The sequence below is a fragment of the Paenibacillus sp. XP01 genome, from assembly GCF_057364885.1.
In genome coordinates, this window is sequence record NZ_CP139481.1 from 3,373,412 (window position 1) to 3,389,419 (window position 16,008).

The window sequence follows — 16,008 nt, forward strand, 5'->3', positions numbered from 1 at the left end:
CTTTGAAGCCGCCGCCACAGTCAAGTGTTCGGAATGGCAAAATGGCTGAACGCAACAAAATCGGTTCAACAGCGTCTATTGAGCATAAATAGAGAACATCAACGGGAGTGAAACAGATGCTTATCAAACGGTTGACGATCATCGGTGCCGTACTCGGCTCCATGTTTTTATGGGCAGGAAGCGTGGCTGCGAACGAGCGCTTTACCGATCTGCAGCATTCGAAGTGGGCCGAAGACGGTATCGAATATATGGCTAAACGGGGAACCGTGGCCGGATACGGCAATGGGAAATTCAAGCCCGCAGCGCCTGTGACAAGGGCGCAAGCGGTCACTTTTATGGTACGGGAGCTTTATTCGCAGCAGCTTGAGAAGCCGGTGCAGGGTACGACATATGGGGATGTTCCGACAACACACCCCTTTTACCGGGAAATCGCCATCGCGGCCAAAAACGGGCTTGCCAGCGGGTTTCCGGACGGAACCTTCCATCCGGATGCACCTCTTAGCCGCGCAGAGACGGCGGCATTCCTTACACGCGCATATTTACTCGTCGAAGGCAAGCAGCCTGCCAATTGGTCGGATACGGAAAAGCACTGGGCCGCAGCGCCGATTCTCATCATGAGCTCGAACGGTTTGGTCGGCGGATATGCGGATGGAACCTATCGTCCGAATCGTACGGTCACGCGTGCGGAGTTTGCCGTATTTATGTCGCGCGTGATTCGGTTTGAACGTGAAGCAGCTATTCGGGCACAAGATTGGGACAAGTTGATTTCATATATGACCGTGAGCGAGCAGGTTGGCCAAATGCTCATGCCTGACGTTCGGCAATGGAATGGCAAAGCAACGACGAGCGTGAATGAAGGGCTGGAACACACCATCCACGACCAAGATTTGGGCGGTTTGATCCTTTTCGATAAAAATATTGTAGACGCTAAACAGGTCACAACATTCACGCACAATCTGCAAAACGAAGCAGGCGACATTCCGTTGTTTCTAGGTATCGACCAAGAAGGCGGCGTCATAAAACGAATTCCTGGCGGGACGAATCTGCCGGGGCAAATGGCCCTTGGCGCCACAGGGGATGCGGCACTGGCCGAAGCGGCCGGACAGCTGACAGGAGAAGAGCTGAAGGCGCTCGGACTGAACCTCAACTTTGCGCCTGTGCTCGACATAAACAGCAACCCGGACAATCCGATCATCGGCATGCGTTCGTTCGGCTCGAGTGCGGATTTGGTGACGCGGTTTGGTCTCGCAACGATCAAGGGACTGCGTCAATCGGGCGTGATCGCGGCAGTTAAGCATTTTCCGGGCCATGGCGATACAACGGTGGATTCCCATCTCGGAATGCCTGTGTTGACGCATCATCGGGAACGGCTTGATGCGGTGGAACTGAAACCGTTCCAGGCTGCGATCGAGAATGGGGTGGATATGATCATGACTGCGCATATTGCTTTTCCTGCGATCGATAATGAACAGGTCACTTCGCTCAAAGACGGAAGCCGTGTGCCGATCCCTGCCACATTATCCAAAAAAGTGCTCACCGGGTTACTTCGCGAAGAGATGGGATATGAGGGTCTCATCATTTCCGATGCCTTCACCATGAAGGCCATTGCAGCGCATTTCGGGGAAAATAAAGCGGTGGAACGCGCCGTCTCTGCAGGCGTGGATATCATCCTGATGCCACAAGATTCGGAAGCCGCTCATCAGACGCTGGTGAACGCGGTGAAGGACGGGACGATCCCGACCCAAACCATCCATGCGTCCGTTAAACGAATTTTGGAGCTGAAATCGAAATATGGTTTGTTCGAACCTGGCCCAAGCCTTGCCCAAAAGTTAGCCGACCTTAAACAGGTCATCGGAACAGAGGAGCATCGCACGGTGGAGCGGAAAATTGCAGAAAAAGCTGTCACCTTATTGGCGAGCCGCGACGGTTTACATCCGGACCCGATCCATCAGGGCGACCGCGTTGTGATCGTTGCAGCCGAGGAAGAGCAGGCAAAACAGCTGGAGAAACAACTGAAGCAAGCCACAGACGACTTGTCGTTCAAAACGGAAATTTCCGTGATCGACCAAGGACAAACCAACGCTGCCCTGCAAGCGATCAATAAGGCTGATTACGTTATTCTGGCCTCCTACCAATTCCGCAATGTGGCCAGCCAGTTCGGATGGAATGAGGTTCAATCCTTGATCGACGAGATGAACAAGCGGAATAAGCGTTACACGTTGTTATCGCTAGGGAACCCATACGAGATGGTCTATTTGCAAAACGTGCGCTCCGCGCTTGCCGTTTACGGGAAGCAGGAGCCGAATACGGCAGCCGGAACGAAAGTCTTGCTTGGCCAACTGGAAGCGACCGGGGTGCTGCCGGTGCAAACGGATTGAATCCCCTGCTTTTTAAATTTGTTGACCGAGAACCGTCTAAAGAAACGTCAAACTGCAGGGAAGCGGAGGCTTTTGGTTCATAAGCCCAAACCGCTGCCTCGATGTACCCCATCCGGGATAAGTCCGGGTTGTTACCAAAAAGCCCCCGCCTTGAAGGCGGGGGCGGTTTAATATAGACAACTATTCCCATAATGGGCCTGTAATTATCAGAATTATAGTTAATTGTCTATGCCCCCCCGTGATTTTTACACATAGTATGTGGAGAAATATCACGGAGGTGAGTTCATTGATAAAACGTCATGGAAAACTGATTGGTAAACGTAAATTAAAAAAACATGTGCATTGTGCTAAGGTTAAGGTGTTAAAAGTCAAACCTAAAATTGTTGTTAATGCACCGCAAGGCGCTCAAGGGGTTCCTGGCCCGCAAGGACCGATAGGTCCTCAAGGTGCGACTGGTGCTCAAGGGATACCTGGCCCCGCCGGACCGCAAGGACTTCCTGGTATACAAGGACCAGTCGGTCCTGCCGGCCCGGTCGGAGCAGTGGGCCCTGCTGGCCCTGCTGGAGCAACAGGCCCTGCCGGACCTGCTGGAGTAATAGGCCCTGCCGGTCCTGCCGGAGCAACAGGCCCTGCCGGTCCTGCCGGAGCTGGAATATCCGATTTCCTGAGCGTATTCCGGGCAGATCCCGGCACGGGTACTGACACCGTTCCAGGAAACTCACCAATAACTTTAACCGGCGTTCTGGCTAATGTTGGAGGTGCATTTACCTTCGTGCCGCCATCCCCGACGATAACAATCAACGAAACAGGGAGTTACCTGATCTCTTTCACCATTCATAATCAGAGCAATGCTGATTTCAACCTCACAGTGAATGGAACGCCCGTAACACCCTTGCCTTTTACGGGTAATGGAGGAGGACCCATATCTGCTGAAGTTATTATTACGGTTACAACAGTTCCGACAACGATCCAGCTGGTAAACGCGAATGCAACTCCTGCACAGTTGCATAACAATCTAAATACCACTGTGACCATTCTGAAACTGGCTCCTTAATTCCGATTCTCAATATAGTTTATGTCTGCATAAAAATAAAAGTTTATGTCTTTTATCCAGTCAATAAGTCTATTTATTCAATAAGATAGTTTGAATGATCGGAGGCTGGAGAGCGGCGGGGCGAAAAAGCTAGAACATATCGCCCGCTGCTCTCTCCGTTACCGAAGCCAAACCCTCAAAGTCTGGTAAGAATATCCCGGTGTCGGCAACTACCGAAGATATGAAGGTTACTGAAACCGTGGTCACGTTCAAGCTGGACAAGATACATAAGCAAGGGGAAGTTCTGTCCGGAACATGATCAGTCTAAAAAAACGACATCATGAATGTTTCACTCCTGCAAAACGGCTTGGAACTGGAGGTAAACGGTTGAGTATCCTGATATCAGCTTTTTCAGGTGAGAAAGATTACGATAGTATATGGTGAAAACATGGGAATGTGACCATTCGTATCGTTTCCGGATTATCCGAATTTTTGTTTTTTCTACATCCGTTCATGCTCGGGTTCAATATGAATCAAAATTTGGGCACGATGAAAAACTTGTTTAATGGCCTGCTCCATTTCATCGGAAAGTTGATGGGAAGTGATCACGCTCATGGTAGACGGGACGACAAGGTGAAAATCAATAATCTCCTCCGGACCGGATCGCCGGGTACGAAAGTTATGAACCTCGATGTATTTTTCCTCGAACGATTGAATAATGTGAAGGATGTTCTCTTCCTCCTCTTCGGACAATCGGGCATCGATCAGTGGTGGGAAGGATTCTTTCATCAATTTGTAAGCTTCTCGCATGATATAGAACGCCAGAATAATCCCAATGACCGGATCCAATATATGCCAGCCTGTGATCGTAACGAGCAATAAGCTAAACGCTACTCCTAGGGAGGTGAAAACATCCGTAAGTAAGTGCAGTGCATTTGATTTCATGGCGACTGAATTCATTTCTGCCGCTGTTTTTTTGAGCTTTCGCGAAACCCAATAATTGATGCCGGCTCCAATAAGCATAACAATGATTCCTAAATAGGGAAGTTCTACGGGACTCGGATGGATGATTTTATGAACACACTCATAAATGATCCAAATGCCTGCCACAAAAATGAGTATGGTTTCGATCGTTCCGGAGACGTTCTCTACTTTGCCATGTCCATAGGGATGCTGTTGATCTGCGGTGCGTCCGGAAATACGGATCGAAAAAAATGCAATGAGGGAAGCCGCCAAATCCAAAGCAGAATGGATCGCTTCGGAAATGATGGCCACCGACCCCGTCAAAAGCCCAACAACGAATTTGGATAAAACGACAAAGGCGTTGCTCAGGACAGACAGAAATGCAACATTTGCCCCTTTCAAACGATCTACCTCCATTTGGAAATTAATAAATTAATTTGCTGCCATCCGGATATTATGTTCACTATTTCCCATCCTTAATCAACAAGAGTTTCAAGAGCATGAAGCATTACCTGATTGCACAACCGATGGTATTGTCAAATGAGGAGCAACATTTTATAATATATGAATAGTTGATCATATATTAATTAAATAGGATGATGATGATGTATGATGTATTGGTTGTTGGAGCAGGGCAGGCGGGTTTAGCAACCGGCTACTATTTAAAGGAGGCCGGGCTGAATTATTTAATGATCGATGCAGGATCCTCCATTGGCGACTCTTGGCGTAATCGGTACGACTCTTTGCAATTGTTTACTCCGAGGGCATACGACGCGTTACCGGGACTGCCGCTTCATGGCCATAAAAATACGCTCCCAAGCAAAAATGAAATAGCGGACTATCTGGAGGATTATGCCGCTTTTTTTAAACTTCCCGTCGTTTTGAATGTTCTCGCCAGACGGTTGTGGAAAAAAGACGGCATCTTTTACCTTGAAACAACAAAAGGCCTGTTTGAGGCCCGGAATATCGTCATTGCCACAGGACCTTTTCATAGGGCAAACATCCCTGATTTTTCAAAACAGTTACCCGAAAATGTAATTCAATTCCACTCCTCTGAGTACAAAAATCCTTTACAGCTATCACCAGGCAGCACACTCGTTGTAGGCGGCGGTAATTCAGGAGCACAAATCGCGGCAGAGATTGCATTGCATGCCAAACAATCCGTGGCCATATCGATTTCCGGAACAATAAAGTACAAACCTCTTTATATTATGAAACGAAGCATATTCTGGTATTTTGAAAAACTCGGGATTCTCCGAGCGGGTGCGGATACCTTAAGGGGAGCGTGGTTGCGCAAACAACCTGAATACGTTTATGGATATGATTTAAAAAAACTCGTGCATAAGGGGAAAGTCCGTGTGTACCCTCGGACATTGCATGTTGAAGGACAACGCGTCATTTTCGAGGACCGGAACGAACTCGTTGTGGATAATGTGATTTGGGCTACGGGATTTAAACAAAATTACGCCTCATGGATGGATATTGAGGGAGCACTTAACTCCAATGGTGAGGCTGTACATAACGAGGGAGTATCGCCGATCGATGGCCTTTACTTTGTCGGATTACCTTGGCAAACAGCCAGGGGATCAGCACTTATAGGCTGGGTAAAATACGATGCAGAACGAATTGTTTCTCATATCAAAAAATCAACATCTTAGTCTGTTGAGTGGGATCTCGGATTAAAGATGGCTGATGGAGCAGCTTTCTGATGTTGCGGACACGTACTTAACCCGAGATGAGGGCCAGTACGTGTGCCGAATATCAACGATCACCTGCAGTTCAGACTTCCGTCTCCGGCAGTTGCAGTGCTTCCGTTTCATAGGCCTGATACGCATTCTCTATGCCCATAATAACGTCTTTAATTTTCATATATCCTTTGGTATACGGCTCCGAATCCCGAATTTCCTCCCACATATAGTGATATTGCTTCAAGTCCTCGGTCTCGCACACTACAAAATCAGTAAAATCCTTGCCAGGCAGAGCTTCCGCATCAAAAAACCTCACTTGCACAGATGGACTGTACTTGGATATGATCTCTTGCAAGCCACCCGCAAATGTTCTTCGCTCCTCCCGCGGCAGCGCCAACCAGGTTGGGTAGAACTCCAATAATACAATCATCATTTGTCGCATATTCATTCTCCTCGCTCAACTATGTTTTCGCTTTGCTGCCAACCCATTGTACCCTGACCCGATTCGTTCGGCATTAACATAGGTTAATCCAGTTTATCCATGAAGCAAGCGGCTGAGAGATACGGGGGAGACACCGATATAAGAGGCAATATGATATTGGGGGATTCTGTGTTCCAAGCCGGGATACTTTGCCAAAAAAGCATGGTACCGTTCCAATGCCGACAGGCATAACAGTTCCTTCTCCCGCTCTTCTTTGCGAATGTACAACCGTTCCACGGCCTTTCTAATAAATCTTTCCCACATGTGGCTTCGATCCATAAGCAGCTTTAGCGTGTCATAGGGAATTTCAATAACTACGGAATCCTCCAAGGCCTCGATGTTGAATAATGATTTTGAGCCCGTCACCATTGCACCATAGGATGTGGCATAGTCGTCCTCCAACGTAAAGGCAACGTTGAAATCCTTTCCGTCACGCAGCGCATAGTACAGCCGAAATAATCCCTGCACGCAATAATAGGCATCATTCACTTCTTCATCAGCTTGAATGATGGTGAAGCCGCTAGGGATATGTCTGATCGTAGTCCGCTGCACGAACCATTCCCACTCTCGGGGCGAGATGCCTCCTTGAACAGCCGCATTGTGAAGCGATCTATAATAATGCTGCATAAATTCCTCCTGTACGTGCCGTACCATCGTATTTCGGTGATAAGTATATTACAGCTTTCACTTGGATTTCTACAAGATCAGGGAAAAGGGGCTGAAAATAAAAAAAACACCCTTTTCAAAGGGTGATCGTCGTTATGATTTCGTTAATCGACTCAACTGGCGAACACTGAATTCGAGCTGTTCAATGACATCTTCAAGCTGCTTCCGCTCAATGAAATGTTGACGCCATTCCTGCTCTCCGGATTCCTTCAAAGCTCGAATCTGCTCTTCATGCTCTTTTTGTTTATCCATTAGGTCCGCGATGTGTGCATAGAAACGCTCATAATCCTTGACGACTTCGTCAAGGAACCGGTCTACCGCCTCGGTATCATAACCGCGCAGCTTATAATCAAACTGTTTTTCGTGAATATGCTGAGCGTCCATGCCTATGCCTAATTGCTTGAACAGCTGCTTCTGTTTTTCCAGCCGCCTTTTCAAAACTTCTTCCATGTTCACTCTAATAGACCCCCATATGAATCTGCAATGCCTTTTTCTTTATGCAGTTGGACTCAGGTATACACTTTTTTATAATCGACAGAGAGCGACTCAATAATCTGCTCGTACTTATGACTGGCACGCGGGGCATAAAAGCGAAAGAATTTATCCTGCAGTGCTGCCTGTGCAAGCCAATAAAAAAAGTCATTGCTAAGCCTGTTTTTGCCGATCGAGTAGGAGTACATGACACTATGTTGATACATGTTCTTCCATTCGAACGTAAAACGCTGCTTTATTCCTTTGTTTTCCAAACCGAACGAAAAATTTCCCTTCCTTAGAAGGTAAAACTTTTCCCTCCAGAAATACATCGGTCCGTCCTTCGTGCCAACAATGCCGGTAAAGCCGTTCTCGAAATTCATATAAAAGCCACGGATGAATGCATTGCCATCGATTCCGCGGGTATCTACTTCCTTAAAAGATTGCAGGTCCAGGCATTTGGTGTCATTTTTGGGTGGAGCATTAAAATCTCTGACATACATTGTGTGCATTCGAAAAGCACCTCCAGGATAAACATACTTTCATGTAACAGACACGTCCAAGAGAACGACAAACCTTCCCCAGAGACAATGATCCTTTAAGTATAGTTGATGGATATATACATTTTCTTAACACTTGCCGTCAGATCGAGGCTGTTCCAAAGCACGCTTCAATTTAAAAGGAGGATAATCATATTGGATTTGTACTTGATTCATGATCATTTGGCGATTATGATGGAGCTTGGCAAGAAGGGGCATAGAGAGCTGCAAAATTTCAATTTCAATAGAAGCCGAGAAGCAGAAGGAGGTCAGTCATCCTAGAATTCCGAACAAAACAAATTAGCTGCAGTTATTAAAAACATAAGAGGAATTGGAGATTTAATCATTAATGACAACCAACCATAAATGGAATGTGGCTGGCCTGGCATTGCTGCTGGGTTTATTTTCGACGTTAGGCCCGTTTACCATCGATATGTATTTACCGGCATTTCCCGAGATTGCCGAAAATCTTAATACAAGCGCTTCTCTGGTTCAGTTCAGTCTTACTGCCTGTTTATTGGGCCTGGCTGTGGGACAGCTTGTTATGGGTCCTTTGAGCGATGCTTATGGCAGACGTACACCGCTGCTGATTTGCATGGCTGCCTACATCATTTGTTCCGTAGCGTGCGCCTATTCCCCGAATATCGGGCTGTTGATTCTGTTTCGTTTTACTCAGGGATTTTCAGCTTCGGCTGGTATCGTCATTTCTCGCGCAATCGCTCGTGACTTGTACAGCGGACATGAACTCACCAAATTCTTTTCTTTGCTTGTGCTTGTAGGCAATCTGGGGCCGTTGGCTGCCCCGATCGCCGGCAGTGGAGTTCTTTCATTTACGACTTGGGTGGGCGTGTTTATTTCACTGGCTATTCTAGGCATTTTCTTATTAGCGATGACCAAATGGGCTTTGAAGGAGTCGAATCCACCCGAACGACGTGTGGCCCCCAACTTCAAACAACAGCTGCGTAGTTACGGACAGCTTCTGCGTGATCGCAAGTTTGTCGGCTACATGCTGGCTCAAGGCATCATGACGGCCGGAGTCTTTGCCTATGTAGCGGGAACGCCTTTTATATATCAAAACATTTATGGCGTTACGCCCACTGTATTTGCTATATTATTCGCATCGAACGGCATCAGCTTGATGATCGGCTCGCAAATCGTGGGGCGGATGTCACAACGTATACCAGAGCAGACTTTGCTGCTATCCGGACTGTGGGTTGCCCTGGCGTCAAGCGTTGCCGCACTGGTCGTAACCATCGTTCATGGCCCGCTTTTCGCTTTGGTCATTCCATTGTTCTGCTTTGTGTGTTCGATTGGTATTACGTCAACTGCGGCATTCCCGCTGGCCATGGAAAGCCAAGCCAAAAGTGCCGGAAGCGCTGCAGCATTGCTTGGGGTCGTTCCCTTCCTGTTAGGTGCATTGGTCGCTCCTTTGGTTGGGGTGGCAGGCGAGGACACTGCGGTTCCGTTGGGTCTGACTTTATTGGGGACCAGTATTGTTGCAATCATCACTTATTTTGTACTCGTTAAAAAGGTTTCGCAGGATGTCTCTCAACATGCCCAGTCTGATCTTGATTTTTAGGTATATTCGATCATCACAGAAACAAGCTGCCTCAAGACAGCTTGTTTTTTCTTTTTTATACTCGATTACCGTGTCACTGCATAAATCGGGGTGTTTTTGCCGGTTGATAAAGCGGCGAGCAATGTGTTTGCCTCTATGAGAAGCGATGTGAATTACAGTAACCCTGTTGGAAATTTGCTTTAACTATGTCATGATGGGAAAAAGCTAAAAAGCTCTGTCGTTAACAACTTATTTTGGGTTAGGGGATGAATCTTATTATTATCAGAGAAGCGTGTAAAACAGACTATCCACAGTTAAGACAAATATATCTTGAATCCCGCCGCAAGAGCTTTCACTGGGCGAATGCAGAAGAGATGGGTTTAAATGATTTCGATCGGGATACCGTCGAAGAACATATCCTGTTAGCTGAGGAACATTCGCAAATTCTTGGATTTGCTTCCTTATATTTGCCTGATCGTTTTATTCATAATTTGTTTGTACACCCCGATTTTGCCGGCAAAGGGGTTGGCGCTCAGTTGCTCAAGAAGGCCATAGAGAAAATGGGTACGCCTGTAACATTGAAATGTGTGTCCGAAAATCACAAAGCGATGAATTTTTATGAAAAATGCGGTTGGAGGAAAGTTGTTGAAGAAGGAAAGCCGGGGGAGAAGTACTGGGTTCTAACATATGACGGGGTGACAAGTTAATGAGGGTTTCATCGGATTTCGTTTAGTCAGGGCGAAGTACCGCAACTACACCTTCAGCGTCTCCTCCTGTTTTTGAATGCAAAAAAACCACACAAATGTCCTGTATAAGGCCTTTGTGTGGCGAAAATGGAGATTTCTCTCCACAAAAGTCCACATCTCCAAGTGATTTTAGGTGTAATATTCCGTTGTAGTAAGTATAAATGGACTCCTTCATTGTTGTTAATTGCTTACCAAGTACAAGCTGTGCGTTCTATCCAAATTATTGGTTGCCTTAACCAAAGCTAAGCGTGTTTTTTGATAAAATGAAGCAATGTTTGTCCCAACGCTGTTAAAATTACGCCTTTGCCGTCACATTTAGAACAAGGTTCTTTTTCGTCATTGAGAACAACATATTTTTCTCCGTTACAGTTAGGGCAGGGGAGCTCTAAATCGTCTGTTGCAATAATTACTGACATCCTGATCACCTTTACGTTTTATTTAAGGAGGTTGAAGGTAGAACGCCTCGCTTTGCTTTAACATATCAAAAGTAAGTCACTTATTCAACCTTGAGAATGATTATAATTCTCATTTACGAACTTCGACATTTACGGTATACTGACAATGACTGCTATACATAATGTCGGTAAATAAAAGAGGAGAGGATTGAAATGTCGGGAAGGATCAAACAAGGAATGTTCATTAGTTTAATGGCTGTAATGGTTTTTGTGCTTGCAGCCTGCTCCAGCAATAATGGCAGCAGCGATGCTGAAAGCAGCAGCTCACAGCAAGCATCGACGAATAGCTCTGCAAAAGCTGCAGCGGATGAGGAAAAAACGAGCGGGAATGGTTCGGATGCGGCCCAAACAGCGTACCCGCTAACCGTTTCAAACTATAAAACAGAAAACGGTGCATGGGTGGCCAACGAACAAACTTTTGACAAGGCACCCGAACGAGTTGTTGCGAATACGCAAGGTGCTGCCGAACTGTTGATTCGCCTCGGTTTGACCGACAAGATTGTCGGCGTGGCAGCGCTGTTCGGTAGTGTCCCTGAAGACATTGCTGAGGAGTTTAAGAAAATCCCTGTATTGGCTGATAGTTATGTTGGCAAGGAAGTAACGATCGGCGCTTCCCCCGATCTGGTCATGGGACGTGGCGGATTGTTTGAGGATGCCGACTGGGGCGTTGGCACGGTAAGCAGCTTGAATGAAATGGGTATCAAAACGTATGTGCAGCGGACCAGCGTGACGGATGCATCGCTAGATAGTCTATATGAGGATATTGCTCAGCTAGGCGAAATCTTTAACGTACAAGGAAATGCAGCAGCATATATAGAGAAGCTTAAAGTTCGCGAGAATGCACTCAAAGCGAGAGCAAGCGCCGAACCGATCAACTATGCATCTTTCTTTGATAATGGGGATGGAACCATCGGCATTTACAATGGAAACGGAGATACGTTTATTGAGAGTGCGATGTCATTAATAAATATGCATAATATGCTTATTAACGAAACAGGCACGCTCAGCTTGGAGAAATTAATCGAAATTAATCCGGATGTCATGATTATTTCTAAATATGCCGGTGGCATCGACCCGCAGCAAACGATTGAAAAACTGTTAGCCAACAAGCAGGTACAAAGCGTTAATGCAGTCAAAAACAAGAAAATTTACGTTATTGATTTCAACAATTTCTGGGGCTATGGAGATTCCATCTTCACCGGAGTTGAAACGCTTGCCGATGATATGGGCTTGTAATGAATTGGATATCATTTATTTGGGTTAACTCCCAAGCAGGAGCCAACTTTATGCGTCGGCTCCTTTTCATTTGGTTCATCCTATGGTCATCTTTTGGTTCATCCTAACGGTTTAACCATTTGCAGCAAACGAGGAGGCAGGCACCATACAATACCATTGCTGTTACTTCCCCGGGAGTACCCGGGAAAAAGGTATGTGCGGCCATCCGGGACGAATAGCCCAGCGGTATGCCGATGAATAATATGACGAAGCCCCATACAGCCATTTTGCTCCAGAATGTGCATTTCAGCAGCCTTCTGAGCGCAAAGACATTGGCTGAGAGGACGATCAGCTCCATAAGCAGAATGCCAACCACGGCTCCGTTCAAATGCAGGTAGGGAATAAGTATGTAGTGGCAGCATACGGCAAAAGCGATGCTGACTGCTGTGCTGATGAACGTGATTTTTCTTCGGTCCTGAGCCCATAGAATGCTGGTCGTGATTTCTCTTAGGCCGACAATTAACGGGATTGGGGACAGCCATTGGATCAACTGGGCGGCATCCGTAGAATTAAACAATAACAATGAAAGCTCTCTTGAATATATCCAAAAAAAGAGGCTGGATACCAAGCCCCAATTCCATGCATATCGGATGGCTTTGAAACTGTATGCCTGAAAGAGGTTTTCCTGTTGTTTTTCCCAGCTTGCCGAAAGTTTCATGGTCATAGTATGGGAGATCGCCGCTGTAACAATAGTCGGCATATAAGCGACCAGAAGGGCCATACCTGTCAGCAAACCAAAAAGGGCGGTAGCTTGGTTGACGGAATACCCGGCGCTCTGAAGCCTTGCAGGTATAATAATGGCATCGATCATGTCTGAAAACGGTATGAGCAGACGTGTCAGACAAATCGCGAAAGAACTCTGAAGGAACCATTTTTTATCCGTCCCCGACGGGGAGAACGGAGAGCCGATTTCAGCAGTATTCCTTGCAGTAAAGGCAAGCAGAATGACAAAAGCGGCAATTCCCCCCAATGTCGTCCCCATCATACTCATCCCGCCGGCATAGTGCGCACCTTTAGGTAACAGGAGAAAGCATAACGTTAACATCATTGCTATTCTGACCAACTGCTCAGCTACCTCGGAAAAGGCTACCGCTTGATAATGTTCCAGACCCTGGAGATATCCCCGCAGCAGGGCAAGGGGCGGAACAACAACAAAAGCTGGCGCCAATGCGCGAATAAAAAAGTAGCTGTCTGCGCTTCCCATAACATGCGAAAGCTCTGCTGTAAACGCAAGGGTCAGCAAGAAGGCGAGGGCTCCGCCGATCATAAGCAGAACCGCCAGCCGCTTAAACCATGTCCATCCTTGATGTTTCGTTCTGGCAGTGTATAACGCTAGCGATGTGGGGAAGCCGCCTGTGATCAGCATAAGCACAAATCCGAAATAAGCATAAGCAATCTGAAAGAGGCCGATCCCTTCGGCACCGATCATCCGTGTTAACGCTACTCTGCCTGTAAACCCTATGGCTTTGGTCAACGCGATGGCGCCAAGCCGCATTCCCGTTTGCATCATGAGCGACGACTTGTCCATTGCTCTGGTCCTCCTGTTCTAACTTGTCCGTTCAAATATATGAACTTTATGAACAAGTAAGAACATAGGGAATGCGTCACCTAGTCCCGAATATGAATGAACAGATACTGGGTTTCGTCATCCCATCCCAGATCAAAGGGAGCCTTGTATCGGTCGGCCGTATGCGAGTTAACGAGCGGATAGCCGTGATCGTCAAAGCCGGTGACGATCGAGAAATGATCCACATCGTTGTGCATAACGTGGGCAATCAAATCACCTGAAACCAGCTCACCGATGGCTCCGTATGGACGCTTGTCTGTTCGCTGTGTAAGATCACCGAAATGCCCTCTGGCGATAACCGTTCCATACCCGCTGTTTAGAAGAAAATGCTTGAATGAATCGGTTTGCACCCAGGTACGGGTACCTCCATTCGGATAATGATATCTCCATGGTCCCCTCATCTTTAAGCCGCCTCCTTCTTCGGGATCACCCAAAGCCTGGGATGCAAAGTTGGTGCAGTCTCCACCCAAATGATTATAATTTTTATATTTCCGGTTATATTTTCCTTCGTTTCCGGCTCCCCATGCCAAGCCGGCATACTTATTCGCATAGTCGACTGCACGTTGGCGATTATACTGTTTGCCTGAAGGGATGCTCCGGTCGGATGGAGAGGGTGGTAACACGCCTGCAGGAATTTTCTTGGGATTTTCCTCCAATGGATCAAGAAACCATTCCTTGGCCACAACCCAGCGGTTGTCTTTTTTGGTCAGCGTCATTACATGCCAAGTCCCCAGACCAAACCAATTCATCTTGGAAGGAGTATCATGATACGTATATGCGATTTGTTGTGAATGTCCCAAAGTTAATTTGACCTGGTTGCCCGTAAATTTCATCCTGCCAATCCGAACCTTCGATTGCGCATCGACGACGGCCATGCTGCGGTGGTCGGCCCAAGCATGCAAATAGGTGGCTCTGATTTTCTGAATGTTAAGGGCGTGCCGTCCAGAACTGGAACCGAGGTCGTAATCCTTCTCCAGATTGACGCTTGTTCCGGCCAGATGCTTGGAACGCGTGTGAAAAAGATCGTTCAGGAACACTTCTACTTCTTTTGTCTCCATGTCGGATGCATCTTGGGCATTTGCGGACGACGGGTAGTCTGCAAATGAAAAAGATGTTGAGATCAACAACATGGCAATCCAACCAATGATGTGACGTAACTGCATTTGCCTGCTCCCTTTTCCATAAATTATTGGATCAGCCGCGTATAAACAATCAAGCGCTGTTCATGCTCTTTTTTGGCACGGTTGTATATCCCGGTACAAGTAATCAGGTTTAAACGAAAGTCGGACGTTTCACCAAAAATCCGATCCAAGGGAGCTTCATCCGTAAAATAGGATTCAACGGATTCCACTTGATATACCAGAGAACGATTGCTTTCATCAAACAAAAGCACAAAAGCGCCGGGTTTCAGTTTTTTGAGCGGATAGAAGACGCCTGGACCTTTATAATCATCCACATGTCCGGAAATTAACGCATTGCCTGCTTCTCCTGGCAGCACGCCTCCCGCAAAATATCCGGCAATCTCGCTTGATTTGGGAACACCGAGCCGGCCGTCTTTTTGAACGTCGACAGGAACGACTGATGCACTAAGGTTAACCGAGGGGATACACAATCGTACAGGTTTAAGTGCAGACCATGATGTAGAATCCATGTTTTCTTGCTCATGATGGGATCAGGCTTTGCCTGAAATGCTTCATGGTGAGCCTGAAATTGGCCCTGGCTTGTTGACCATAACCCAATGCTAGGGCTAAGACAAATCACGAGAAACAGAAACCATAAAATATATCGTTTTGTCATTGTTCCCATCCTCAATGTTTGAAAGGACAAAGGCAAAATGGATTCCCTTGGTCCTTTCGTCGGCTGTTACTCGCTACTCCGCCGTAACCGGATTTCGGAAGTGCATGTGGCTTAACGCTTTTTGCACGCAGTTTGTGTTCCTCTTAACGCTTTTCGAATGCAGCTTATGCTGTCCGCCAGCCGATTTCTGATGCAGCTTGTGTGCTTTTTCGTGCGCTTTTGTTTTCATTTTGTGCTCTGTCTTGTGCAGTGGCAGCAAACAACATACAAGCAGCAATCGCTGTGATGCTTGATTTTTTTATGAATTTTTCCTCCTCGGAATTAGCGGAATTGGGTTGCGTGTTTACTGTTGCCTGTTGTGACGGGATTTATTTAATATTTTTTTGCATAA

Annotated in this window: 15 protein-coding genes; 6 read left to right on the forward strand and 9 right to left on the reverse strand. The window is 46.8% G+C overall.

Features of this window, described 5'->3' with window-relative positions:
* Window positions 1–116 precede the first annotated feature (116 nt).
* Window positions 117–2,378 carry a glycoside hydrolase family 3 N-terminal domain-containing protein gene (locus tag SNR34_RS15430; RefSeq protein ID WP_486182340.1) on the forward strand — a complete coding sequence of 754 codons (2,262 nt, stop codon included), beginning with the start codon at window positions 117–119 and terminating at the stop codon, window positions 2,376–2,378.
* Window positions 2,379–2,655: 277 nt separating this feature from the next.
* Window positions 2,656–3,432 carry a collagen-like protein gene (locus SNR34_RS15435; RefSeq protein WP_486182341.1) on the forward strand — a complete coding sequence of 259 codons (777 nt, stop codon included), beginning with the start codon at window positions 2,656–2,658 and terminating at the stop codon, window positions 3,430–3,432.
* A 480-nt stretch (window positions 3,433–3,912) separates the two neighbouring features.
* Here SNR34_RS15435 and SNR34_RS15440 read toward each other — a convergent pair whose 3' ends face one another.
* Window positions 3,913–4,776: a cation diffusion facilitator family transporter gene (locus SNR34_RS15440; RefSeq protein ID WP_236414081.1), complete on the reverse strand. Its 864-nt coding sequence runs from the start codon at window positions 4,774–4,776 to the stop codon at window positions 3,913–3,915.
* A gap of 203 nt (window positions 4,777–4,979) precedes the next feature.
* On the opposite strand from SNR34_RS15440, the gene SNR34_RS15445 reads away from it, so the two are divergent.
* Window positions 4,980–6,032 carry a flavin-containing monooxygenase gene (locus tag SNR34_RS15445; protein ID WP_486182342.1) on the forward strand — a complete coding sequence of 351 codons (1,053 nt, stop codon included), beginning with the start codon at window positions 4,980–4,982 and terminating at the stop codon, window positions 6,030–6,032.
* Between the two features lie 121 nt (window positions 6,033–6,153).
* On the opposite strand, the gene SNR34_RS15450 is transcribed toward SNR34_RS15445, so the two are convergent.
* From SNR34_RS15450 to SNR34_RS15465, 4 genes are all read right to left on the reverse strand, one after another.
* The gene (locus SNR34_RS15450) at window positions 6,154–6,504 is read right to left on the reverse strand and encodes a darcynin family protein (RefSeq protein WP_236414083.1); all 351 of its coding nucleotides are present in this window, start codon (window positions 6,502–6,504) and stop codon (window positions 6,154–6,156) included.
* A gap of 93 nt (window positions 6,505–6,597) precedes the next feature.
* Window positions 6,598–7,170 carry a Crp/Fnr family transcriptional regulator gene (locus SNR34_RS15455; RefSeq protein WP_343260583.1) on the reverse strand — a complete coding sequence of 191 codons (573 nt, stop codon included), beginning with the start codon at window positions 7,168–7,170 and terminating at the stop codon, window positions 6,598–6,600.
* 132 nt (window positions 7,171–7,302) lie between these two features.
* Entirely contained in the window at window positions 7,303–7,659 is a 357-nt protein-coding gene (locus tag SNR34_RS15460) for a DivIVA domain-containing protein (RefSeq protein ID WP_486182343.1), read from the reverse strand.
* Window positions 7,660–7,718: 59 nt separating this feature from the next.
* Window positions 7,719–8,192, reverse strand: a complete 474-nt coding sequence (locus tag SNR34_RS15465) for a hypothetical protein (RefSeq protein WP_486182344.1) — start codon at window positions 8,190–8,192, stop codon at window positions 7,719–7,721.
* 376 nt (window positions 8,193–8,568) lie between these two features.
* Here SNR34_RS15465 and SNR34_RS15470 point away from each other — a divergent pair, with 376 nt between their 5' ends.
* A complete protein-coding gene (locus SNR34_RS15470; RefSeq protein WP_486182345.1) occupies window positions 8,569–9,798 on the forward strand; it encodes a multidrug effflux MFS transporter in 1,230 nt (409 codons plus the stop codon).
* Between the two features lie 254 nt (window positions 9,799–10,052).
* Window positions 10,053–10,484, forward strand: a complete 432-nt coding sequence (locus SNR34_RS15475; protein WP_236414363.1) for a GNAT family N-acetyltransferase — start codon at window positions 10,053–10,055, stop codon at window positions 10,482–10,484.
* Between the two features lie 281 nt (window positions 10,485–10,765).
* Here the strand turns inward: SNR34_RS15475 and SNR34_RS15480 are convergent, their stop codons facing one another.
* Complete coding sequence (locus SNR34_RS15480) at window positions 10,766–10,939, reverse strand: tryptophan RNA-binding attenuation protein (RefSeq protein WP_236414089.1); 174 nt, start codon at window positions 10,937–10,939, stop codon at window positions 10,766–10,768.
* Between the two features lie 192 nt (window positions 10,940–11,131).
* On the opposite strand from SNR34_RS15480, the gene SNR34_RS15485 reads away from it, so the two are divergent.
* Window positions 11,132–12,214: an ABC transporter substrate-binding protein gene (locus SNR34_RS15485; RefSeq protein WP_486182346.1), complete on the forward strand. Its 1,083-nt coding sequence runs from the start codon at window positions 11,132–11,134 to the stop codon at window positions 12,212–12,214.
* A 103-nt stretch (window positions 12,215–12,317) separates the two neighbouring features.
* Here the strand turns inward: SNR34_RS15485 and SNR34_RS15490 are convergent, their stop codons facing one another.
* From SNR34_RS15490 to SNR34_RS15500, 3 genes are all read right to left on the reverse strand, one after another.
* Window positions 12,318–13,781 (reverse strand): oligosaccharide flippase family protein, encoded by a 1,464-nt coding sequence (locus SNR34_RS15490; protein ID WP_486182347.1) that lies wholly within the window; start codon window positions 13,779–13,781, stop codon window positions 12,318–12,320.
* 80 nt (window positions 13,782–13,861) lie between these two features.
* A complete protein-coding gene (locus SNR34_RS15495) occupies window positions 13,862–14,950 on the reverse strand; it encodes an amidase domain-containing protein (protein ID WP_486182348.1) in 1,089 nt (362 codons plus the stop codon).
* Between the two features lie 56 nt (window positions 14,951–15,006).
* Complete coding sequence (locus tag SNR34_RS15500; protein ID WP_486182349.1) at window positions 15,007–15,471, reverse strand: class F sortase; 465 nt, start codon at window positions 15,469–15,471, stop codon at window positions 15,007–15,009.
* Window positions 15,472–16,008 lie beyond the last annotated feature (537 nt).